Annotated in this window: 16 protein-coding genes; 7 read left to right on the top strand and 9 right to left on the bottom strand. The window is 68.9% G+C overall.

The features are described 5' to 3' along the window. Positions 1-54 precede the first annotated feature (54 nt). The 6 genes from WMF33_RS17405 to WMF33_RS17380 all read right to left on the bottom strand — a co-directional run bounded on the left by WMF33_RS17405 (position 55) and on the right by WMF33_RS17380 (position 11475). A complete protein-coding gene (locus WMF33_RS17405) occupies positions 55-963 on the bottom strand; it encodes a tetratricopeptide repeat protein (RefSeq protein ID WP_437320457.1) in 909 nt (302 codons plus the stop codon). A 671-nt stretch (positions 964-1634) separates the two neighbouring features. After that, a complete protein-coding gene (locus tag WMF33_RS17400; RefSeq protein WP_437338179.1) occupies positions 1635-3677 on the bottom strand; it encodes an AgmX/PglI C-terminal domain-containing protein in 2043 nt (680 codons plus the stop codon). Positions 3678-3766: 89 nt separating this feature from the next. Next, positions 3767-4009: a hypothetical protein gene (locus tag WMF33_RS17395; RefSeq protein ID WP_437338178.1), complete on the bottom strand. Its 243-nt coding sequence runs from the start codon at positions 4007-4009 to the stop codon at positions 3767-3769. A gap of 386 nt (positions 4010-4395) precedes the next feature. Continuing rightward, the gene (locus WMF33_RS17390; protein ID WP_437338177.1) at positions 4396-5865 is read right to left on the bottom strand and encodes a tetratricopeptide repeat protein; all 1470 of its coding nucleotides are present in this window, start codon (positions 5863-5865) and stop codon (positions 4396-4398) included. An 11-nt stretch (positions 5866-5876) separates the two neighbouring features. Next, complete coding sequence (locus WMF33_RS17385; protein WP_437338176.1) at positions 5877-9722, bottom strand: hypothetical protein; 3846 nt, start codon at positions 9720-9722, stop codon at positions 5877-5879. 91 nt (positions 9723-9813) lie between these two features. Then, positions 9814-11475 (bottom strand): tetratricopeptide repeat protein, encoded by a 1662-nt coding sequence (locus WMF33_RS17380; RefSeq protein ID WP_437338175.1) that lies wholly within the window; start codon positions 11473-11475, stop codon positions 9814-9816. 636 nt (positions 11476-12111) lie between these two features. On the opposite strand from WMF33_RS17380, the gene WMF33_RS17375 reads away from it, so the two are divergent. Together WMF33_RS17375 and WMF33_RS17370 are read left to right on the top strand one after the other, a co-directional pair. Beyond that, complete coding sequence (locus tag WMF33_RS17375; RefSeq protein WP_437338174.1) at positions 12112-12963, top strand: hypothetical protein; 852 nt, start codon at positions 12112-12114, stop codon at positions 12961-12963. Further along, the gene (locus tag WMF33_RS17370; RefSeq protein WP_437338173.1) at positions 12848-13597 is read left to right on the top strand and encodes a YraN family protein; all 750 of its coding nucleotides are present in this window, start codon (positions 12848-12850) and stop codon (positions 13595-13597) included. The genes WMF33_RS17375 and WMF33_RS17370 overlap by 116 nt, the downstream gene beginning before the upstream one ends. Positions 13598-13861: 264 nt before the next feature. On the opposite strand, the gene WMF33_RS17365 is transcribed toward WMF33_RS17370, so the two are convergent. The 3 genes from WMF33_RS17365 to WMF33_RS17355 all read right to left on the bottom strand — a co-directional run bounded on the left by WMF33_RS17365 (position 13862) and on the right by WMF33_RS17355 (position 16041). After that, complete coding sequence (locus tag WMF33_RS17365; protein WP_437338172.1) at positions 13862-14731, bottom strand: HAMP domain-containing protein; 870 nt, start codon at positions 14729-14731, stop codon at positions 13862-13864. 76 nt (positions 14732-14807) lie between these two features. Further along, entirely contained in the window at positions 14808-15572 is a 765-nt protein-coding gene (locus tag WMF33_RS17360; RefSeq protein ID WP_437338171.1) for a HEAT repeat domain-containing protein, read from the bottom strand. Between the two features lie 331 nt (positions 15573-15903). Continuing rightward, a complete protein-coding gene (locus WMF33_RS17355; protein ID WP_437338170.1) occupies positions 15904-16041 on the bottom strand; it encodes a hypothetical protein in 138 nt (45 codons plus the stop codon). A 30-nt stretch (positions 16042-16071) separates the two neighbouring features. On the opposite strand from WMF33_RS17355, the gene WMF33_RS17350 reads away from it, so the two are divergent. From WMF33_RS17350 to WMF33_RS17330, 5 genes are all read left to right on the top strand, one after another. Then, positions 16072-17835 (top strand): carboxypeptidase regulatory-like domain-containing protein, encoded by a 1764-nt coding sequence (locus WMF33_RS17350; RefSeq protein ID WP_437338169.1) that lies wholly within the window; start codon positions 16072-16074, stop codon positions 17833-17835. 143 nt (positions 17836-17978) lie between these two features. Next, on the top strand, positions 17979-19340 hold the full coding sequence (ftsY, locus tag WMF33_RS17345; RefSeq protein ID WP_437338168.1) for a signal recognition particle-docking protein FtsY: 1362 nt from the start codon (positions 17979-17981) through the stop codon (positions 19338-19340). 645 nt (positions 19341-19985) lie between these two features. Further along, a complete protein-coding gene (locus tag WMF33_RS17340; RefSeq protein ID WP_437338167.1) occupies positions 19986-20681 on the top strand; it encodes an outer membrane beta-barrel domain-containing protein in 696 nt (231 codons plus the stop codon). A gap of 139 nt (positions 20682-20820) precedes the next feature. Beyond that, complete coding sequence (locus WMF33_RS17335) at positions 20821-21621, top strand: hypothetical protein (RefSeq protein WP_437338166.1); 801 nt, start codon at positions 20821-20823, stop codon at positions 21619-21621. A 230-nt stretch (positions 21622-21851) separates the two neighbouring features. Then, a complete protein-coding gene (locus tag WMF33_RS17330) occupies positions 21852-22547 on the top strand; it encodes a HEAT repeat domain-containing protein (RefSeq protein ID WP_437338165.1) in 696 nt (231 codons plus the stop codon). Positions 22548-22683 lie beyond the last annotated feature (136 nt).

The raw sequence follows: 22683 nt of genomic DNA, 5'->3' as shown, positions 1-22683 counted from the left end.
CCCCGACCTTCGAACGGATTGAAACGCCTTACGTGCCCCGCGCCGCGCGCGACGTCACGAGCCACCGAGCCGCGCGACGAGCGTGTTCGCCGTCTCGCACTCGGTCTTGAAGCTCGCCGCCTTCGATCCCTTGCAGGCGCGCGTCGTGAACCCCTTGAGCATCTGGATCGCCTCCTGCTTGCGCGGCGGATCCAGGGTCGCGTACGTGCTCCCGAGACTCCAGAGGATCTGTACGGCCTCGGGGCCGTCCTGCGGCGCGGCCGCCTTGGCGGCCTCGAGCTCGGTCACCATCTCCGCGGTGGAGCCGCGCTCCTGGTAGACCGACGCGAGCAGGCTGTGGACGCCGAAGAGGTACTTGTCCCCGGGCTTCGCGAACGACTTCGCCTCCTTGAGCACCTGCTCGGCCTCCTTGGTGTAGCCGAGGCGGATGTAGAGATCGGCGAGCGCCGCGTAGTACCGGATCTCGCTCGGGTTGTGCTCGATCGCCTTGGTGAGGTTCTCGAGCGCCTTCTGCTCGTCGTCCGTCCAGAGGTAAACGTTCCCGAGCTGCGAGTAGCAGTCCGCGAAGTTGGGATCGTTCTCGATACACTTCTGGTAGGGCTCTTTGGCCTCTTCGTAGGAGATCGTCTTCTTCTTCGCCTGCTGCTCGAGCGCCCAGCCCCGCTCGAACCAGTAATTGGCGAACTTCGGGGCGATCTGCGTGGCGCGGGCCAGCGTGGAGGCGACCTTATCCCACTCGTCCCGCTTCTTGTACGCCATCGCCAGCTTGAAGAAGATGCGGTGGTTCGTGGGGTCGAGCTTGGTCGCCTGCTCGTACTTGTTGGCCGCGCCCTCGGGGTTGACGGCGACCTCCTTGTCGGCCTGATTCGCCAGGATGACGGCCTCCTGCCGATGCCGGGAGCAGCCCATCCCCGCCGCGCTCGCCGCGACCAGCCCAACCATCAAGAATGCTCCAAGCTTCATCTGCTCACCTTTCGAATGGGATCGACTCTGCCAGCGTCCAAGCGACCGCGGGCGTCGCGTCGCCCCTCTCCAACAGTCCCCGGAGCCGGCTGCGCCGCTCCGCCCAACAGTCCCCGGAGCTGGCTGCGCCGCTCCGTCCAACAGTCCCCGGAGCCGGCTGCGCCGCTCCGTCCAGCAGTCCCCGGAGCCGGCTGCGCCGCTCCTTCAGCAATCCGGAGTCGGCTGCGCCGCTCCTTCAGCAATCCGGAGTCGGCTGCGCCGCTCCTTCAGCAATCCGGAGACGGGCTGCGCCGCTCCGTGTGGCACCGTCACAAGCTTCCTGAGGTGGCGCGCGTTCAACCTCGCGCGGCGTCGCGAGAATAGGCGGAGGGAACCGCGGAAGTCCAGGGCTTCAGACCCCGCCCCTGCGCCGGTCGGCAGCGCCTTCCGGCAGGCCCGCGCCCCCCTCCCCTGCGACGCCGCACGGCGACCTGGTGGGCGTCCACGCGACGCCGCACGGCGACGTGGCGGACGTCCACGCGACGCCGCGCGGCGGCCCAGCGCGCCCCATGCGATCGCGGGCGCGGCGACCGCCGGAGACGCCGCGCGCCTGCTGCGTCCGGTCCAGGAAATGGCGAACGCCCCGCACGGTGCGTGCAGGGCGTTCGAGCGAGCCGACGGGCGAGGCGGGCTCAGCCGCCAGGGCTGAGCATGATCGGGTAGACGACGGTGACGATACCGCCCTCGGGCTGCGGGAACGACAGGCCGTAGAACGCCCGCACCACGCAGGAGACCACGCCGTTGTCCGGCAGATCCGAGCCGCCGTTACCGACGTTCGAGACCGCGCCGTCGCGCCCGATGACGAAGCGCACCGCGACGCGGCCCTGCAGGTTCGGGTTGTTCCTGAGGCCGTTCTCGTAGCAGAGCCGGAATCGACCGAAGTTCTGGCGGACGATACGCTGGATGACCTCGGGCGGCAGGCGACCGCTTACGCTCGTCGCACCCATGCGCACCTGCGGCGGCTTGGTGCGATGCGACCCGCCGAGGCGGCCGTGGCCGGAGCCGAAGCCCTGGCCGGTGCCGGTGCCGGCGCCGTGGCCGATGGTGCCGATCGAGCCGAGGCCGATACCCTCGCCGCGCCCGCCGCCGCCCTCGCCGATACCGGAGAGGCCGAGGCCGCCCGCACCGAAGGAGTCGCCGATCTGATCACCCCACATGTTGCCGCGGGCGCTCAGCGCATCGTTGCCGAGCGAATCGTCGCGGCCCCAGGGCGCGGTCGGGGCGTTCGGGTCGCCGCCGGCGCCGGCGTTCAGCAGACCGATCATGCCGAACTCGGCGGCGTCGCGCAGCGCGGCCTGGCGGGCGATGTGCGGATCCGGGTTGTCCGCGGGGCCCTGGACGCCGTAGCGGTTGCCGGTGGCCTTGGTGTTCGGGTTACCCATCGAACCCTCTTCACCCTTGGCGCGCGTGCCGGTGCCGCCCTCCTTGTTGTCCGCGGCGTTCTCGGCGACCTGCTCGGTCTCCTTCTCCTCCATCTCCTTCTCGGCGGCCGCCGCGAGGTACTGCTGGATGAGGAACTGCTGGTCCGCGGAGATCCCGTCCTCGCCGGTGTCGCCGAGCGGCGGCATGAAGAAGGCCATCGCCGCGAGCAGCCCGAGGTGCACCGCCATGGAGAGGCCGGTGTACAGCAGGCTCTGGGTGTCCAGCTGGAAGTGGCCGGCCACGACCTTGCCCGCGTTCACGGCGGACACCTGGAAGACGATGCCGTCGAGCTCGACCTTCGCCTTGCCGCCGGACGGGAGCGCCATCTGGTAGGCGCCCGACAGCTCCGAGCACGGCTGCGCGCGGCCCTGGTCGATCGCCTGCTGCACCGTGATCTTCGGCGTGCCGGGGATCTCGATGGTGCCGGTGGCGCGGGGAAGGAGCACCACGGAGACCGAGCCCGAGCGGTCGGCGAGGACGATCGGCGCCCGCGTGGTGCCGAGCTTCTCCGACGGGATGAAGTAGTCACACTTGAAGTTCTTGCCCTCCTCCTCACCTACGTAGAAGGAGCGCGGCGGCGTGAGGTGCGCGACGTGAAGCACCGCGGCATCCCAGAGAATCATGATCTCGACGGACGCCGCCGGGACCTCGACCTCCTCGCTCGGCACGTCCGGCCCGTTCTTCACGAGCGTGTACGTGTAGGAGCCTTCGGGCGCGTCCGGGGGCACCTCGTCGACCGCGGGCGCCGACTGCGCGAACGGGTTGTTGTAGGCAAACGGATCTGCCCCGCTCGCGGCGGTCGCGGCGAACGGGTTCGCCGGCGCGGCGGCGAACGGGTTCGCGGGCGGCGCGGCGGCGAACGGGTTCGCGGGCGGCGCGGCGGCGAACGGGTTCGCGGGGACCGGCTTGGCAGGGCCCGCTGCCGCGGCCACCGCCACCGGCTCGGCGCGCTCCAGCATGATCTTCGTGCCGCCGATCTGGAGCTGATCGCCGGGGCTGATCTTGCACTTGTTGACGCGCGCCCCGTTCACCATCGTCCCCGGCTCGTTGCCGAGATCGATGAGCGTGATGTCCTGCGGGGAGGCGACCTCGATGACCGCGTGCATGCGCGAGGCAAGCTCGTCATCGACACGCAGATGGCTCTTCGCGTCCTTGCCTACCTTGACGATATCCTGCGTGATCGTCTCCCGACGGACGAGCGCTTCGTTTTGGTAGAGCGCAAATGTGAGAGCGACCCTTTGCTTGCCTTCCATCTCCGCCAGCCTTCCCTATACGCCCCGCGGCGCACGCCCCCGGCTCCGGGGGATCAATCGACAGGGCAGGTGCCAACCTGCCCAGCACATCAGAGGTTCTCGACCGACTTGAGCATCTCCGGAACGAACGAGGTACGGGGCCGAATCAGCGTCGTCCGGACGGGGCCGGGCCGCACGCGGATGGTGGCGTCGTTGGGGCCGAATCCGCCGGCGTTCAGCGGATCGTCGGAGAACTCGTACCCGTAGCCCTCTTCCTTCTTCGCGCCGCCGCCGCCCTGAGCGGCCTGCGCGAACGCCGATGAGGCGACCACGCTCGTAAGAACGGCAGCCACGACTCCCGCACCCAATCGGGTCAACCCTCTCATTCCAGCCTCCTGACAATGTTCCGACGCGGTTACAGTGCCATTGTACCGCCTACCACGGCGGCCGGTCAACCAGCTTCGCATGCCATCGGTGCGACGGAGAGCACGACCCACGCTCGCCTCGACAACCGAATCCACCCAAGGTTCCCAGAGCGTTGCGACGAAAACGCCGAACCCCCTTCTCTTTACGTCAGGGAGAGAAGGGGGCTCGACGCGCTGTCTGACGCGCCGCTGCGCGGCCCGGCATGCCGGTTGAGCTCGCTCGGAAACCTGAAGGTTTCCTCGCTCGCTCTCCCTGGCGGCACGGGCCGCTCGCGGCGCTCGTCCGACAGCATCTGAGACAAGGCTCCTGCTGCTTACGGAGCCGGAGTCGCCCCTTCTCCCCCTTCGCCCTCGCTCCCGGCAGCGGCCTCCTGCTCGGCTTCCTTCGTCTTCATGTCGGCCTCGGCCGCCTTGCGCTCGGCCTCGGTCTGCTTGTTGAAGGCGATGATCTGGTCGATCTCCTCCATGCGCTCCTTCGACCGCTTCACCGCGTCGGCGAACTCGGCATTGGCGCCCGCCTTCTGGATGAACTGGCCGAACAGCCCCTTCGCCGACATGAGGGCGCCCTCGGCGGACTTGCCGCCCGACTTCGCCTTGTACTCCTGGGTCAGGATCGCCTCGTTGTAGTAGGTCTCGGGGCGCTCCGGGGCGAGCTTCTTGGCGGCGTCGAGCTCGGCGCTGGCGGCCGCCACCATGTTGTCGAAGTTCGAGTCGTCGATCTGACCGCGCAGGGCGAGCGCGAGCCCCAGGTGAGCGTCGTAGTCGTTCGGACGCATCTTCAGGGCCGCGCGGTACGCCTCCTCCGCCTGCTGGAACCCGCGGAACTGCAGGTTCACCGCCGCGTAGTTCATCTGCGCCTCGTAGAAGGTCGGGTCGAGCTTCCTCGCGATGTTGAACTCCTGCACGGCGCCGTTCAGGTTCGCGAGCTCGACCTGGATCATGCCCGCGGTGTTGTGGATCGGCGCGTAGTTCGGGTTCTTGCGGATGGCCTGCGAGCAGACGAGCGCTGCGAGCTCCAGCGCCTGCGTGTCGATCTTCTTCTGCTTGCTGACGTTGGTCGCGACCGCCTTGCCCGACTTCCTGCCCGCCTTCTGCTTCGCCGTCTCCAGGTAGTAGATGGCGAGCTGGTTGAACGCCGGCATGAAGGCGTCGTCGACGGCCAGCGCGCTCTGGATGTACCGCTTCGCGCGCTGGAAGTCGTTGGGGCCGTCGTTGTCGGCGACGTTGTTGCCGCGCTTCATGTACAGGAGCGCGAGGTGCACGAGCGCCTCGACGTTCTTGTACTGGGCGTCGACAACGGCGGCCTGACGCATCTCGCTGATCGCCGCGTCGATGTTCCTCTCGCCCGACTCCGCCAGGTTGTAGAGCGCCACCTGGACGCGCGCCGGGTGGAACTTCGGGTTCTTCTGGAGCGCCTGCTGGAAGTACTTCTTCGCCTCCGAGTCCTTCTTGCAACGCTGGTACGCGAGCCCCGCGTTGTAGATGGCCTCGGCGAACGTCGCGTCCCCTTGCTCGTCCGCCGCGTCGAGGAACAGCTGGGCCGTCGAGCTGCAGGTCGCCTCGCTCCAGTCGCCCGCCTTGTCGTGCTGGACCATGGTGTCCATGGCGGTCTTGAACTTGTTGGCCGCCGCGACCGACACGGCGTTGCCCTTGCTGTCGGTGATCTCCTTGCCGGTCGTCGGATCCTTCGCCGCGCGAGACGTACCGCTGACGCTCCCGCCGCCACAACCCGTTGCGGCCAGGAGGAGCACCGCAACCGCTGCCAATGAGGTGATGCTTCTCATGTTTCGCTCCATCACTTCCTGGGTCGGGTCGTGGCCCGATCGAGCGCCGAGCCTTCCTTCGAGCCGCCGGGCGCCGCCTTCTTGTCCTCACCCTCTTCCTTGCCCGCCGCCGCCGCCGGCTTGTCCGTGACGGTCGGCGCTTCGCGGAAGGGCGTCCCGTCGAGGTTCAGCGGCGCAGGACGATCGCTCAGGCCGGAGTTGACCCGCGACGGAGAGCCACGGAATTCGTCGATGAGGTGGTACTCGGCGCCGTAGTTCTTCGACAGCCACACCTCGCAGGTGCGGGAGTAGTCGTCGAAGTACTGGTACTTCACCGACAGGTCGAGGCAGGTCTTGAACGCGCCCTTCGCCATCTGCTTCTGCGGCTCGCTCGCCTCGTCCAAGCGCGAGTAGTACTCGCCTCGGATCTCGTCGTACGAGACGTCGGTGCCCGGAACCATGCCGTGCCCCTTCCACTCCTTGGGGATGGGAGCGGCGCGGAACTCGGCGACGAACTTGCCCCACATCTGACCGACGCGCGCGCCGGCGGCGATGACCCACTTCGGCGGAGGCGTCGGCTCCAGCTTGAGGATCTTCTGGTACTCCGCGTCGGCCGCCTCGATCGCCGGGCGCTTCTTCTTCACCCAGTCCGCGACCTTGGTGTTGATGTGCTTGAGGACGTCCTCGCGGTTCCCGGCGCCCTTGTACTCGGGGAACTTGATCTTATCGACTTCCTTCCGCTTCTGCTCCGCGAAGTGGAAGTAGGCCTCGCCCACCGCGGTCAGCACCTTGCCGAGGCGGCGCAGCTTCTCCGGCTCCTCGCCGCCGATCGCGTCGAGCTTCTTCATGGCGGCCGCGGGGTCCTTCCAGTAACCGCGGACCTTGTTGTACTCGCCGTTCGCCGGGGTCACGCTCTTCGTCTGCAAGAGGACGCGCGCGTACATCGCGTGCGCCTGCACCTGGACGTCGAACGTCGCGTTGCGGTCGATCTGCGGCATCGCCGTCGACAGCCGCCTGCGCGCCTGATCCCAGTCCTCGCGGTCGATGTAGTGCGCGCCGATCGCGAACGCGATCTGCGCGGTCTGCGCGGGCTTCGCCTTGCCGTAATTCTTGTTGAAGAGGTCGGCGTCCTTGATGGCCTGGTCCTCCTGGCCGAGGCCGAGCCGCAGCACGACCGCGTCCTGGAGCGCCTCCGCGGCCTTCTCCCCCTTCGGGTTCTCGCGGGCGTAGCGCTCGTACCAGCTCGCCGCCTCGTCGTAGACCGCGATCGCCTGGTAGTTGCCGCCGATCTCGTAGATCGACGTCTTCGCCAGCTCGGTGTTGTGGAGGTTGTACCGCGGATCGAGCAGGATCTTACGAGCCGAGATCGACTTGGCGATGAGGCGGGCGGCCTGGAACGCCTTCGCGGCGTTGTAGAGGACCTCCTCGCTCTTCTCGCACGCGGGCTGCTTCGCCTCGCAGGCGGCCTCGCCGTACTTCTTCCACATGTCCATGTAAGCGACGGCGGCCTTCTCGTAATTCTTGAGGGCCTCGACGCCACCGGACGCGTCCGCCGCCTCGACCAGCTTCTGCGCGCGCAGGCGCTCGATGTCGCGCTGGATGCGGATCAGGATGCCGCACTGCTCGGCGTTCTCCTTCTCCTTGCCGCCCTTGCAGTAGAGGTCGATGAACTTGGGCACGTCCGCGGCCATGTCGTCGTAACAAGACGGACGCGGCGGGTCCATGTTCGCGCCGAGGACGTTGAGCGACTCGAGGTAGAGCTGGGACGCGTAGATGCCGACTTCCTTGTCGGCGTGGTTCAGCGCCACGTCGCGGAACGCGAGCGCGGCCTCCTCCCAGTGCTGCGCCTCGAAGTACGTGCGGCCGCGCGCGTACTTCACCTCGACGTACTGCTCCTGCGCCTCCTTGTCGTTCGCGGCGGGCTTGATGTAGCAGACGTAGCGGTTGAAGGCGGTGATCATGCCCTTCTGGCTGTCGCTGAAGTCCTTGGGCTGGAACTTCGCCTTGTCCGCCTTCTTGTCCTTCTCGCCCTTCTTGCCCGTCCCCCCCCCGTCGGGGAGGTTGCCGGACCCCTTCAAGTGGGAGCCGTCCTTGTGGGTCTCGGTGTAGATGTTCTGGTAACAGAGCACCGAGGCGTACGCGGCCTCCGCTGCCTGCGGGCCGTTCGGATCCTCCGCCACGACCGAGTCGAAGGCGGGGCCGCACTTGGCCCAGTCCTTCTGGAAGTACAGAAGGTCGGCCATCGCGTACTTGATCTTGAAGATGTTCGGCCAGTCCTCCTTCAGGATGCGGGGGAACTCGAACTTGGCGAACTGCTCCTGCTTGAAGTTGTTGACGACCTTGTCGTAGAGCTGCGCGGCCAGCTGCATCGTCTTCTTGTCGCCGGTGCCGCGCACGCCGCCCGAGCCCACCGCCTCGAGGTGCCAGGCCATCGCCGTCTCGGTCATCAGGCCGGCGGTGATGTTGGAGCACTTCAGCTTGGCGTCCGCCGGGTGCCCCTCGCCCTGGAACTTGTTGTGGACGTCGAGCTGGCGTCCGAGCACGTCCATGATCTGGTCCTTGTTGCCAGACTTCATGGCGAGCGTCGCCTCGGCGATGTGCCCCTGGTAGACGCAGTACTTCGGGCCCCGATCGCGGGTCATCAGGTCGGTGTAGAGCTCGATGCCCTCCTTGTAATGACCGGTGTCGAGGTAGTTCTGCCCGAGGTCGTCCATCATCTTGAACGTCTTCTCGGAGCTGCCGCCCGAGTCGCCGCTGAGCGGCCGGAGGAAGTCATGGGACTTCCGCGGGTCGCCCGCGAGCGCGTAGACCGGGATGATGTCGCGCCGCGCCGAGACCGCGAGCTGGGCCGCGTTCGGCATCTGCTGGAACTGCTGGCCGTACTCGATCGTCTTCTTGAACTCGCTGATGGCGCGGGCGAAGTCGCCCTTGTTCCAGTAGACGTACCCGAGCTTGTAGTGGGCGTAGCCCCAGACCTTGTTCTCGGGCGGCGGGTACTGGGTGACCTTGACGTACGACTGCTCGGCCAGGTCCCACTTGGACGGGTCGCCCTGCGCCTCGTTGAAGAAGAGCTCGCCGAACGCGAGGTACGCGTTGGGGATGTACTTCGAGTTGGGCCAGTTCTTGATGAGCTCGAAGTAGACCTTGCGCGCGTCCTCGAGCTGCTGCGCCTGCTCGTACTCGTACGCGAGGTAGTAGAGCACCTCGTCCGTGCAGCCCGTGCTCTTCGCGGGGTCGGACGCGTTGGTGCTCTGGCAGTACTTCGGGTACTGCGTCTTGAGCTGCGTGTAGTACTTGATCGCGCTCTTCCGCGCGGCGACGAGGATCTTGTCGGCCTTGCCGACCTCGGCCTGGATCCCGGCGACGGCCTTCGGGTTCTTCCGCTTGGCCTCGTCCGCCTTGATCTGCCCCTCGGTCTTGTCGCGGAACGCCGCCGACTCCAGCTCGACGTACCCCTCGGCCAGGCGCCGCATCAGCTTCGGCCGATCCGGCGCGTTCTTCGGCGTCGAGGCGTACAGGCTCTCGAGGCCCTGGATCTCGGTGATCAGCAGGCTCCTCACCTTCGGGGCGAGGCGGTTGCGCCGCTCGTCGCGCTGCGCCGAGGCCTGCGACGCGGTCGGGTTGGCCGGCTTCGTCAGGTCGTCGCGCTTCTTCAGCTGGATGCCCGTGGGGGCCGACTTGAAGCTGACCTGCGGCTTCTTGCCCGCCGACACCTGCAGCTTGCCGCCCGGACACGCGGCGATCGCGTCCTTCGCGGGCTGCGTGATGCATGCGTCGGCCGCCGACGCGGGGCTCGTCGTGACGGCGCACGCCGCCACGGCCAGCGTGCCTGCCGCCGCGCGGAGCGCATGCAGTACACCGAACTTCGACTGCTTCATCTCCATCTCCGTCCCTCCGCCACGGACCCCCGTGAGGAAGCGCTCCCTGCCCCGCGGTCCCAAGCCGCGGGGCAAACGTTTAAGAAATCTCTCACTTGCTGCACTTCGACGTCACGACCTGCCGGTAGAAGCCGAGCTCGTCGCGCCAGTACTCGCCGTCGAACGGCCACAGCACGTGCTCATCGTCGGGCTTGACGACGCCGTACGTGAGCGCGTCCTCCTTCGAGAGCTGGCCGCTGACGACCTGCTGGTCGAGCTTGTTCCGCTCGGCCGCGGTGATGTCGATGAGGATCTTCGACGAGTCGCGGAGGTGCTCGTTGAGCTCGTCGAGGTTGCGCTGGTAGCGCTCCCGGCCGAGCGTGCCGGCGTTCCGGATCGCGAGGCTCCGCGCGAACTCGAGGGCGTCGGTCACCTCGCTGCCCACCGGAGAGTTGCGGAAGTTGACGGGCGCCTTCTTGAACCGCTCCCCCTCCTCGTCGAGCACGCGCACGTACTCCATGTTGCGGCGGAGCTGGCGATCCGAGAGCGCGTTCTCGACGATCGGGCGGACCGTCGGCGACAGGTTCGCCTTGCCGGCGCTCACGTCCTTGAGGAACTGGAAGAAGCGCTCCTCGTTCCCCTCCCCCTGGAACCGGTTCAGGATCGACTCGAGCTCCTTCTTGATCGGCTCGTACTTCTTCTTCATCTTCGCGACGATCGTCGTCGCGTCGCCGTACTGGCAGATCGTGAAGGAGACGACCGCCTTCAGGATGTCGGCCTCGGGATAGAACGAGTTCGGGAAGTAGGGCGACTCGATCGTGTGGATGTTGCCGAGGGCCTGTGGATACAGCCCGGCCATGAAGTAGGCCCAGGACTGCTCGAAGAGGCTGTCCAGCCAGTACTCGCTCGCGACGTCGACGCGGTTCCAGTACTTGACGGCGGCCGAGAGCTTCGCGGCGTCGATCGTCGGGACGTTGTTGTCGTCGAGGCGGACGGAGGCCGAGTAGTAGGTGCGCGCCATCGAGAGGAACGCGAGGTCGCGCATGCGCGCCTCGTCCTCGACGCCCTCGACGCCCTCGTCGATCGCCTGGACGATCCGCTGGAACGACTTGACCGCCGGCACCGACTTGCGCAGCTGCACGTACGAGATGCCGCTGAAGAACTGGGCCTGGACGTAGTACTTGCTGTTGGGGTCGACCTTCGCGAAGAGGGCGATCGCCTCCTCGTAGTTCCGGTTCCGGTACTTGTAGCGGCCGAGCAGGTAGTTGAGCTGCCAGTAGAGGTCGCGCTGCTGGGGGTTGTTGAACCGCGCGATCTGCTCGGTCTTGTACTTGCCGACGCGCTCGATGATGTCCGCCGGCTCGGGGAGCTGCGTCGCGAGCTTGGACAGCCAGAGCAGCGTCTCGTTGAACTTGAGGTGGCTCGGCTTGTCGGCGATCTGCGAGAAGATCGCATAGCTCGCCTGGTAGAACTGCAGCCGGTACAGCGCGATCGCGAGGTGGTACTGCGCGATCTGACGGTTGCCCTCGTCGTCGCCCGTGTCGCCGTCGACGACGCGCTTCAGCTGCCGCGCGGCGTCGCTCCACCGCTCGCTGTCGAACAGCCGCTTCGCCTGCGCCGCCTCCTCCGTCATCTGGCCCGCGGTCACGGGGCCCGCATCCTCGTCGAGGTTGATCTCCTTGTTGGGCTTCGTGCCGCCCTTGGCGTCCGCCTTTTCAGCCGCGACGGGCTTACCCTTGCCGGCCTGCGCGTGCCCCACGGCGGGGGAGAGCAAGAGGGCAGAAGCTACAAGGCAGATACTCGCCAGCCGGTTCCGCATCGTCGTTCCTCGCTTTCGGCGACGTAAAGATCGTGGCCCCTTCGCCCCGTTCGCGGCTCCACACACCGGAAGCGCGCGCCGTAGACCCCCGAGGCAGCTCGGTCGAGAACCAAAAAGTTCAATGAGAATCAACGGATACTTGCGTGTGGCGGGGGATGGTAGGATTGTGGCGCGCGGCTTGTCAAGCGATGCCGGCCGTGGGGCTGCGCTACATTCCCGGCCTCGGACACCGGGCGCCGCGTCGACCTTGGGGTTGCGCACTGCGTAGCAGTCGAGGGTGGAATTATCGAAGAGCTGCGGCGCCGCTTCCCACACCGGAACGCCACGCGGGCGTCGCGCCGCGGAGGCGTGGCCGCCCCCCCAGCCAAGGGACCGCTGGGCGCGGGGGTCGAACGCTGCGCGCCGGCGACGGCCCCCCACCTCGGCGGGGCGCGCCCCATCCGGCTGTTGACGCTCAAGGCGCGCTTCGTCTAGGGTCCAACCGCTGACGTTGTGCCTTTGAGCACCTCGACTTGAGCGTTTTCTTGCCTCCCGTCCGCGCGCCTTCTGCCGAGGCGATGGCGCGCACCGCCGCCGAAGGAGCACGTTCTGATGACCCGTTCCATTCTGTCCGGCCTGCTCGGCCTGCTCAGCGTCGTCGCTATGGCGAGCCTGCCCTCCGCGTGTGAAAGCGGCGGCGTGGGCGACCCGTGCCTGCCCGAAGACGAGTACGATCCGCAGTTCGCTGGCTTCAAGGTGACGGAAGAGAACATCGAATCGCGGTCCTTCCAGTGCCAGACGCGGATCTGCCTGGTGAACCACTTCCAGGGGCGCGTGAGCTGCCCCCTCGGCCAAGAGGCGCCTGTGCCCTGTACGCCCGGTGCCGGCTCATGCGAAAAATGTGAGCCGTCGGGAACGTACGCGCCCGACTGCAATCCGGCAGCGGAGAACGGCGGCGACGGGGAGTGCGTCAGCAATGACTGCGATCCGGCCGGCTACTGCAGGTGCGCCACCAAGGCGGACTGCCCCACCGAGGAGTGGGAGTGCGGTGGCGACGGGGTCTGCAGGCTGCACCTCTGCCGCGACAACTTCCCCGGCTGCCAGGACGCGACCAAGTCGACAGAGGAGAACCAGGGCAAGGTCTGCTGCGTGCCGGGGACCGACGATCAGGTCGCCTCGCCCGTCTGCGGCCAGTGCGCCCCCGACTCGAACCGGAACGCAGAGCAGGCGGTGTACTGCTCCTGCCGGTGCGGCGTGGCCGACGGAGAGGAGGAGGACCCGAACTTCAACTTCTGCGAGTGCCCGCAGGGCTTCGCCTGCGCCGAGATCCGCCCGAACGTCGGGCTCGGTGACCCGCTCCTCACCGGCAAGTACTGCATCAAGCAGAACTCGCAGTTCGAGGGCGAGGGCGAGTGCGCCGACGTGCCCGGCCGCGTCAACTCGGACCAGTGCGCGGGCTTCTAGGCACCGGGTGACGGGCCGCCGCGCCTCGCGCAGCCCTCGGCGTTCGCCGGTCGACCAGGCCGGCGGCGCCCTCCCCTCCAGCGACGGTTCAGGCTCACACGACGGCTCGCCGCCGGGGCGACCGGCGCGCACGTCGCGCACCGGCGAAGCGCCGGTCCGCGCGACGCGCGACGGCGGGCTCACGGGAGGCGCGCGCGCCGAAGAGCGCGGCGATCCCGGTGGCGCGTCGTCTCGCCGCGCGGCGACCGCGCCCGCTGCCGCTCCGCCGGCGGACGCTCGGAGAGCGCTCGGGGCGCGCGCGGAAGACGCCGTCGTCGCCTACGTAGCGGCGCAAGGGATGGAGGTGGTCGCGCGCAACGCGCGGGTCGGCCGCCTCGAGATCGACGTGATCGCGCGGGACGGCCCGGTGATCGCGATCATCGAGGTGCGGACGCGCGGCGCCGGCTCGTACGTCCGCGCCCTCGACAGCATCGACGCGGGCAAGCGCGCGCGCGTGCGGCGCGCCGGAGAGCAGCTCTGGCGCGCCCGCTTCTCGCGCGTGCGCGGCGTGGAGCGGATGCGCTTCGACGCCGCATCGGTGACGTTCCTCCCGAACGGCGAGGCGGCAGTCGAGCTCATCAAAGCTGCTTTCTAGCGCGGGGCTCGCCCGCTGCGGATACGGGCCCATCTCGACGTTTTCGGTGCTCGGCGTACAAGAGTACGCCTGCGCGCCGAAAACGCCGATCTGAGCCCGTCTCCTGTGCGGGCGAGCCCCGCGCGGCGACGTGGGGGTCGGAAGCGCGCGCGGCCGGCGGCCGCGCCACGAGCTTCGAATTTTTTGGGTTGATTTCGGGTCGATTTCGAGCTGCTGCGGGGCTGCTCGAGGAGGCTCGCGCCGCGCGGGGCGCGCGCGGGCGGGTCACGCGTCGAGCTGCTCTTGCATCTCGGTGCGGAGGCGCTTGAGCTGCGCGATGCCGTCGGGGTCGATCTCGGCGGAGCCCTTCTGCGCGCGCGCGTCGGCCTCCAGCTTCGCGAGGATCGCGTCCATCTTCGAGATCTTGGCCTGCTGGCGCGCCCGCAGATCCTCGACCATCTTCTCGAACGCCTCGAAGAAGTGCTGGAGCTCGTCGCCCTTCCGCAAGCGCTCGCGCACGACCAGCTTGCCCTCGCCGACCTGGCGGAGCAGCCGCTTCATCTTGAAGATCGGACCGGCGATCTTGTGCGTGAAGACGATGCCCGCCACGCCGACGCCGAGGACGAGCAGCGACAGCAGCGCGACGATGAGGCGGAGCAACATCTGCTGGTTGTCCGCGACCTCGGCGGCCTGACGCTCGAGCGCCGCGGCGCGCTGCTGCAGCGACGCAGCGTCGCGCTCGAGCCGCGCCTGCTCGTCCTTGAGCTTGCTCTCGTCGCGCTGCGCCGCCTCACCGAACGTCTTCGCGAGCTCGGGGTCGTCCTTGTACTCCTTCGCGATGTTCATCGCGACGACCTCGCTGACCCGGCGGCTCTGGACGAGCACCTCCTGGCCGCGCTTGACGGTCTCCTGCCCCTGACGGACGGTCTCTTGCCCCTGCTGCACGGCGGAGCGGCTCTGCTCGATGATCTTCGAGCTGGCGTTCCAGAGGAGGATCCCGAGCGCCACGGAGAGCGCGAGGCTGATCCCCACGAGGAACCCCGTGTATTTCAGCTGGAATTTCTGATCGAGCAGGTAGTTCCGCGCGCTCCGCTGGTAGCGCGCTCTGACCTCCGGCGCGGAGGTCTGCGGGGCCGTGCTGGAAGCGTCGCTCATGGGATCCTCGAAGCTGGCTGGAGATGACAAGGGTCGTGAGGCACGGGGAAAGCCAATATCGAGCCGCGATGGTGCGTCACAGCGAGGCGGCGACCTTGTGGAAGGTCTCGACCGCGTTCTCGACGCACATCTTCATCAGGATGTTCTCGCTCTGGACGTCCTTCTTCGGGGTGCCGCTCTGCGTGAGCTTGGGCGCGAACTCGCCCTGGAGCGACTTGGACGGATAGGTCCACATGCTGACGCGCACCACCTGGGTGAGGTTGCCCCCCTGGTACACGGCGGGCTCGACCGTCGCGAGCAGGTAGAAGCCCTTCATTTTCTTGCCGTTCAGAATCTTCTTGCCCTGGGCGAGCGTCTCGCCCTTGGGGGCCACCGCGTAGCCGGCCTTCGCGAGGATCTTCTCCTGCATCGCGGCGCGCACGAGCGGCTCGATCTCGGACTCGGGGCGGCCGCTCTTGTTCGTGATCTCGATGGCCACGTAGTACTTCGTGTCGGGGCCCGGCGGAGGCGGCTGCGACGGGCCGCCCCCGCCGCCGGCGGACAGCGTCGCGATCGACTTCTGCATCTGCGACTTGACGGCCGGCGTCTGCTCCCGGCCCTCGGCGCGCTGCAGGCACGCGAGCCCCGCGGGCTTGCCCAGCCTGCCGAGCGCCGCGGCCGCCGCGACCCTGACGGACGCGTTGGCGTCCGTCAGCGCGTCGCAGAGCGGCTTCGTGGCGGCGTCGTCCCCCGACGCGCCGAGCGCGAGCGCCGCCTGCGTCCGGACGCGGTAGTCGTCGTTGGTCTTGAGCTGCTCGGCGAAGTGGCTCGTACGCTGATCCGCGTAGCTCCTCGTCGGCATCAGCGAGAGTACGAGCGTCACAACCAGCAACACGAGCGCAGGAAAGGGCCGACGCATTCCACGTTCGACGATACACGAGCGCATCGCCGCCGTGGCGATCGGATCAGCGGGCCTGCACTCGAAATTTGGTGCGCACACGCTCGCACTTTTGCCTTGCATTCGCTCGCTCCTCGTTGCCACCGAACTGGACGGTTTGACGCCGCGTGCCCGCGGGGCTTCAAGGCGCGAAACACGTTGGGTTTCAGGGTGAACACGACATCATCATCCACTTATCTACCCGTCTCCACGGCGCTCTGCCGACGTCCTGTCGGCGCGTCGCGTGCACGTCCGCTCACGTCCGCGTACGTCCTCGCTCGCCCGCGCCGCCCGCGCTCGCCGCCGCGCGCCGGGCGAGCTCGAGCTCGGCGCTGCCGCGGATCCGCTTCCCCTTGCCCGGGCTCGGCCCGCGTGACGAATAATGCGCGACCATGACGAGGGGCTCGCCGGAGGCGTTCGGGAGATGCGTGGCTTGAGACGATGTCTGAAGGCGGCGCTCGTCGCGGCGGCCGCGCTCGTCGCGGCGCAGGCGCAGGCGCAGACGCGAGGCGCGCCGCTCCGCATCCAGGTGCGGGGGAGCGCGCAGATCGACGCCGTCGCGTGGACCGAGCCCGACGGGTTCGTCGTGCGCGGCAGCGTCATCGACGACGCGCGGAGCCCGGTCACGGAGGCGCCGCTCTCCATCGACGCCGTCACGAGCGGCGGCGCCCCGGTGGATCTTCCGCAGGCGGAGGGGTGCGCGGACGGCGGCGCGGCGCGCGTTCGAGCGCACCGCGCCTCGCAGGGAGGATACGCGATCACGACCGACGCGCGTGGCACGTTCTGCCTCCGCGGGCGCGCGCCGCTCGCGAACGCGACGCTGCGCGTCCGCTTCCCGGGAGGGAAGCTCTACGAGCCGGCCGAAGCGAAGGTCCCGATCGAGACGCACGCGGCCCCGCTCGCGCCGGTGGACCTCAGGTTCGATCCGCCGGTGGACGCGATCGATCTGGATCGCCCGACGGTCAACGTCACCGTGGCGCTCCGGATCGAGCGCAGCGGCGCCGCGGGCGGCGCGCCGTTCGAGCGCGAGCGGCTCCCCGTCGTGCTCGAGGACGAGCGCGGCACGCGGATCGCGGAGGCGCCCACCGGCGGCGACGGGCGGGCGCGGTTCGAGCTCGCGACCGAGGGCCTCGGCGGCGCCGGGCAGGGCGCGCTGCGCGCGCGCTTCGAGGGGACCGCCGCGCTCGCGAAGGCGACCGTCAGCCAGGGCGTCGTCCGGTACGCGCAGGTCACGCTCGCGCTCTCCCATCCGGTCGAGCCGGCGCGCGCGGAGGACGGCGTGCCGATCGACGTCGACGTGCGCTCGTCCGGCGGCCCGGTCGAGGGCGGCGTCGTCGAGGCGCTGCGCGCGGGCGAGCCGGTGGGCGCGGCGGCGGTGGTCGCCGGCAAGGCGCGGGTGATCGCCGCGTTCACCGCCGAGCGCGAAGGGACGGTGCCGCTGTCGCTCCGGTACGTGCCCGCCGCCCCGTGGTGGATCCCCGGCGCCGAGCTCGCGATCGACGTCCCCGTCGCGGGCCCCGGGGTGTGGCGGCAGCTCGCGCTCGGCGCCGCCGTCCTCGCGATCGCGGGCTGGGTGCTCGGCGGCTGGCGGCGCGCTCCGAAGCGCGCGGCCGCGGGCGCGGCCGACGAGAAGCCCGCCGCGCCGCCCGGCCGCGCGGGCGTGCGGATCGTGGGGCCGATCGACGACGCGACCGGCTGGCGCGGCGCCGTCGCCGACGCGCACGACGGCGCGCCCATCGCGCAGGCCGAGCTCACGATCGTCGTGCCCGCGTTCGACGGCAGCGGCGTCGTCGCGCGCGCCGTGACCGACGACGCCGGCGAGTTCTCGATCGAGGCGCCGTACCGGAACGACGCGAAGCTCGTCGTGCGCGCGCCGACGCACAGCAGCTACGAGCAGGCGCTCCCGCCGCCGAGCAGGCTGGGCATCGCGCTGGTCACGCGGCGCCGCGCCGTGCTCGATCGCCTCGTCCGGTGGGCGCGGCGGCAGGGGGCGCCGTTCGAGGGGCCGCCGGAGCCGACGCCCGGGCACGTGCGCCGCGTGGCGAGCAGGGTCCAGCAGCGCGAGGTCGAGCAGTGGGCGACCCGGATCGAGCACGCCGCCTTCGGCCCCGATCCCGTCGACGAGCGGCTCGAGCAGGACCTCGGCGCGTCGGAGCCGAAGCCCGGCGTCTCGCAGCTCGCCCCGTGAGCCGAGCGCTCGGGGCGCGCGGCGGCGGCCCCGCCGCCGCGCCGACCTGCCGTTTCGCTGGCCGGATCGGGCGACCGCGCGAGCGCACGTTGACGTATGGGGTGCGTCCCATATAGTCGGCTCCCTCGCCGGAGAACGCCAACGTGGAAATCGCCCTAATTATCGTCGGCCTCGTCGTGGTGGCGGCGATCGTCTACTTCGTCACGAAGAAGGCGCCGCCCCCCGAGATCGCAGCGCCCCCCGAACCGAAGAAGCTCCCGGAGAAGGCGAAGCAGCCCACCGAAAAGCCGGCCGACAGGCCGCGCGTCCAGAAGAAGCCTCCGGCGGAGGAAGAGCCTCCGGCGAAGGCGAAGGAGCCCGCGCCGCGGGAGGAGCCGCCCGCGGCGACGCCCTTCCCCGTCGAGGTGCCCGCCGTCCCGCCGCCCTCCGCCCGGGCCGTGCCGCCCGAGCCCGCGGTCGCGGAGGCGCCGCCCGTCGCCGCGACCGTGGTCGAGGCGCCCGCGGAGAAGCCGGCCCCCGCGAGGCCGGCGCGCGAGACGACGCCCCCGGGCGCGCGCAAGCGCGACGTCGAGGGGCTCCGCAAGGGCCTCACGAAGGTACGGGAGCGCGAGGGCTTCTTCGGCCGCCTCAAGGCGCTGTTCGCCGGCAAGAAGGAGATCGATCCCAACGTCGTCGAGCAGATCGAAGAGGTGCTGCTCACCTCGGACGTCGGCGTGAAGACGACGGAGCTCCTCCTCGACGAGATCCGCTCGGCGCTCAGCCGCAACGAGCTCGCCGACACCGACAAGGTCTGGGACGCGCTGCGCGAGCACGCGAAGCGGATCCTGCGCGTCGGCGCCGGCGGCGGGCTGCCGTTGAAGACGCAGCCCACCGTGGTGATGGTGGTCGGCGTGAACGGCGTGGGCAAGACGACCACGATCGGCAAGCTCGCGACGCAGCTCAAGGCCGAGGGCCGGACGGTGGTGCTCGCCGCGGGCGACACGTTCCGCGCGGCGGCGGTGCAGCAGCTCAACGTCTGGGGCAAGCGCGTGGGCTGCGAGGTCGTGCGCGGCAAGGACGGGGCGAACCCGGGCGCCGTGATCTTCGACGCGATCCAGAAGGCGAAGGAGACGGGCGCCGACGTGGTGCTCGCCGACACCGCCGGCCGGCTGCACACGAAGACGAACCTCATGGAGGAGCTGGCCCGGGTCGCGCGCACGATGAACAAGGCGATGGAGGGGGCGCCCCACGAGACGCTGCTCGTGCTCGACGCCACCAACGGACAGAACGCCATGCAGCAGGCCGCGCTCTTCAAGGAGGCGCTGCCCATCACCGGCATCGTGCTGACGAAGCTCGACGGCACCGCGAAGGGCGGCGTCATCCTCGGCATCTGCGCCGAGCACGGGCTGCCCGTCCGTTACGTCGGCATCGGAGAGCGCGCCGAGGACCTCCGCGAGTTCGAGCCCGACGAGTTCGTCGAGGCGATGCTCGGCCGCCCGAGCGGCGCCGAGGACGCGGCCGCCTGACGAGCGCGGCGCCACGCGGCGAGCGATCTCGACCTCACCTCCCAATCACTCCCCTCGACATCGGTCAAAGAGATGGGCGATGGTCCGAGCCCTCGGACCGCCTCGCCCGCGCCGCCTGGCCCCTCAGGAGCCGGCACCGCGGCCGCGCGAGCAACGGCGGTTCCGGGCCCGCGGCGATTGTGCAGCCAATTTGCCGGTCGGCGCGAGTCCCCCGGGCGCGCGCCGCCTGGGGGCTCGCCCGGTCGCCCAAGGCAAAAGGATTTGGTTGTTGATCCTTTTATTTTCGGCGTGATATAGTCCGTCGGGCTTGGCGGTTGACCGAATTAATTAATGAATTCGCGTAGTTAGAAAGCTGTACTACCTGGGCGATCGATCGCTCGCATCGCACGGACTTCGGAAGGGATGGCGATGAACCAGGCTCGCGTGGGGCTTCTCGTTGCGGCTGCGCTGGTCGCGGTGCCGCTCACGGCGTCGGCTCAGCCAAAAGAGCAACCCAAGGAAATTAACCTCGACGAGCCAGAGACTCCTGCCGAGGGCACGGAGCCGGCGGAGGCCCCCGCGGCTCCGGCCGAGGGCGAGGGTGGCGACGAGGCGGGGCTTGGGGACATCTGTAAGATCGACCCTTCGGCGTGTCCCACGATCGACTTGAACAAGGAAGCGGCGAAGGATCTCAACCCTGAGACCTACGCGGTGCAGCAGATCTACGCGCTGCGCTACCACCGCTTCGAGGTGAACCCGTACTTCGGGCTGACGATGAACGACCAGTTCGTCGGGCACAACGGTCCGGGCCTCGCGATCAACTGGTACCTGACCAACGTCCTCGCGATCGGGGTCAACGGCAACTGGTACGCCGGCCTCAACACGCCGTCGGACTTCAACTTCCAGACGAGCAGGGCGGCGCGTATCGGTGAGCCGATCACCGAGTATCAGTGGAACGCGAACGCGAACTTCACGTACGTCCCCGCGTACGGCAAGTTCGCCGGGTTCAGCGACTTCATCTTCCACTACGACTTCTTCGTGCTGGGGGGCGTCGGCGCGATCTCGACGCGGCCCATCGCCGTCGTCGATCCGGACAACCGCACCTTCGACTGGAAGCCCAAGCTCGCCTTCCACGTCGGCGGGGGCCTCCGCATCTTCTTCAACCGCTGGTTCGCGGCCATGGCCGAGGTCAGCGACTACATCTTCTTCGACGAGCTCGAGAACCCCAGCGTCGCGACGAGCACCCCCCAGGACAAGAGCACCTGGCTCGCCGAGGGGAAGAGCTTCACCAACAACGTGCAGGCACAGGTCGGGTTCTCGGTCTTCCTGCCGTTCTCCTGGGAATACCGGCTGCCGAAGTAAGGCCTTTGGACGTGGGGACGCGCCGACGCCGAGCGCGAGACATGGGATGATTCAGCCAAAGACGGGGACAGGCATGATGCGTCGATTCGTCCAAAGCCTCTGCACCGTGGTGGCAGGGCTGACCGGCTGTGCACTTCTGATGACGGCTGCGCCGGCGGAGGCGCAGGAGATCCAGCTGACGGGCCCCCTGGCCGGTGCGCCCGCCGTGCGGAAGCTCCGGCTCCACCGTGACGGACGGTTTGAGGTCGCTCCAGGCGCGTCGTTCACGCTGCTGGACGAGTACCGGCGGACGATTATGCCGGGGCTGCGCCTCACCTACCATCTCACCGACTGGTTCGGCATCGGTGCCTGGGGCGGCTATGGGTTCCAGTACAATACCGGGCTGACAGACGAGCTCCAGCGCGTCGCGATCGACAGCCGCGGCTGCGCCGACCGGCCGTTCACGAAGGCGTGCCAGCTGACCAGGGTCAACCTGACGCGGGGCGACCTCACCGAGGACCAGCTCGCGCAGATCCAGTGGGTCGCGGCGCCGCAGGTCACGGTCGTGCCGTTCCGCGGCAAGCTGGCGCTGTTCGCCGAGCTCTTCGTGGACACCGACGTGAACTTCTTCGCCGGCGTCGCGGCGATCGGGGTCAAGGAGCGCAGGCAGTGCACCACCAACTGCGCCGAGACCTTCGGCCTCGAGAGCCGCATGGCCATCGCGCCGACGTTCGGCCTCGGCTTGAATTTCTACCCGTCGGACTTCCTCGGCTTCGGCGCGGAGTGGCGCGCCCTGCCCTTCGAGTGGAATACTTCGGGCTTCGACAACCACGGGCTAGGTACGGATGAGGCGTTCCCCGACACCCATGTGGACGACAAGGACCGCGAATTCCACTTCACCAGCATGGTCACCGTGAGCTTGAGCATCCAATTCCCCACCGCCATCAAGACGACGGAGTAGACGGCTTCGCCGGCTCGGTGACCGAGCCGCTCCGCCCGGGGCGACCCGGGCGGGGAGCGTCCAGTGCCGGGAGCAGCAGGCTCGGCCCTCGGCAGTGGAGCCCGGCGGCGATCGTCGGGCAGCTCGGACCGCGGCGGCGGGACAGCCACCAGAGGTCAGCGTTGGGTATTTTCGATTTTCTCCGCAAAAGCAATCCTCCGGCCGGGGGTGCCCCCTCCGATAACAAGAAGGTGGCCGGTCCGGCCAAGGTCTGCGCGGACAAGCGCGCTCAGACCTACGACCGCCTCGACGCCATCCAGACGCTCGCGGCGATGAAGAACGCCGACGCAGCGGCGGCGCTCCTCAGGCGCTTCACGTTCTCGATCGACCCCTCGATCACGGATCAGGAAGAGAAAGATCTGGCGTTCCGGGGCATCGTCGACGCGGGCAAGGACGCGGTGCCGGCCGTGGTCGAGTTCTGCGTCAAGGCCGAGACCCTCACCTGGCCGCTCAAGGTCCTGAGGGCGCTGCTCGAGGACGACGACTACCGCGCCGAGCTCGTCCGGCTGCTCGATCGGTGCGACACGGAGTACGCGCGCAACATCGAGCCGAAGCAGCAGCTCATCATCGCCCTCGGCGAGATCAAGGGCGACGACGTGCGGGTCGCGGTGGAGCGGTTCCTCGACGACGTGAACGAGACGGTCCGGTTTCACGCCGTGCAGACCATCTTCGCTCAGGGCGACGAGGCGAGCGTGCCAGCGCTCGTGAAGATGCTCGCGACCGAGGAGTCGGTGCGGGTGAAGAACAAGGTGGCCGAGGGGCTGATGACCCGCGGCTGGACGGTGCCCGCGGAGCTGCGGAGCGACGCGAACCAGGCGCTCCAGGACTCGAACGGCTTCAGCGTCGGGGCGGACGGCAAGCTCCGGAAGGGCGCTGGATACGGCTGAAGGGCGCGCCTTCGCGACAAAGCTGTTCGCCCTGCGATCGGGTTGACAGCGTTGCCGCGCGTGGACGAAACTCCGCGCCATGCTTGTTCAGCCCTCGGCGGCAGCTGAGCGCGGAGGCCGCATAGCGCGGCCCGCA

The sequence above is a fragment of the Sorangium sp. So ce394 genome (assembly GCF_051474665.1).
Taxonomy (GTDB): Bacteria; Myxococcota_A; Polyangia; order Polyangiales; family Polyangiaceae; genus Sorangium; species Sorangium cellulosum_D.
The sequence above is the reverse complement of the archived record's forward strand: the minus strand, read 5'-3'. Positions and strand labels throughout refer to the sequence as shown.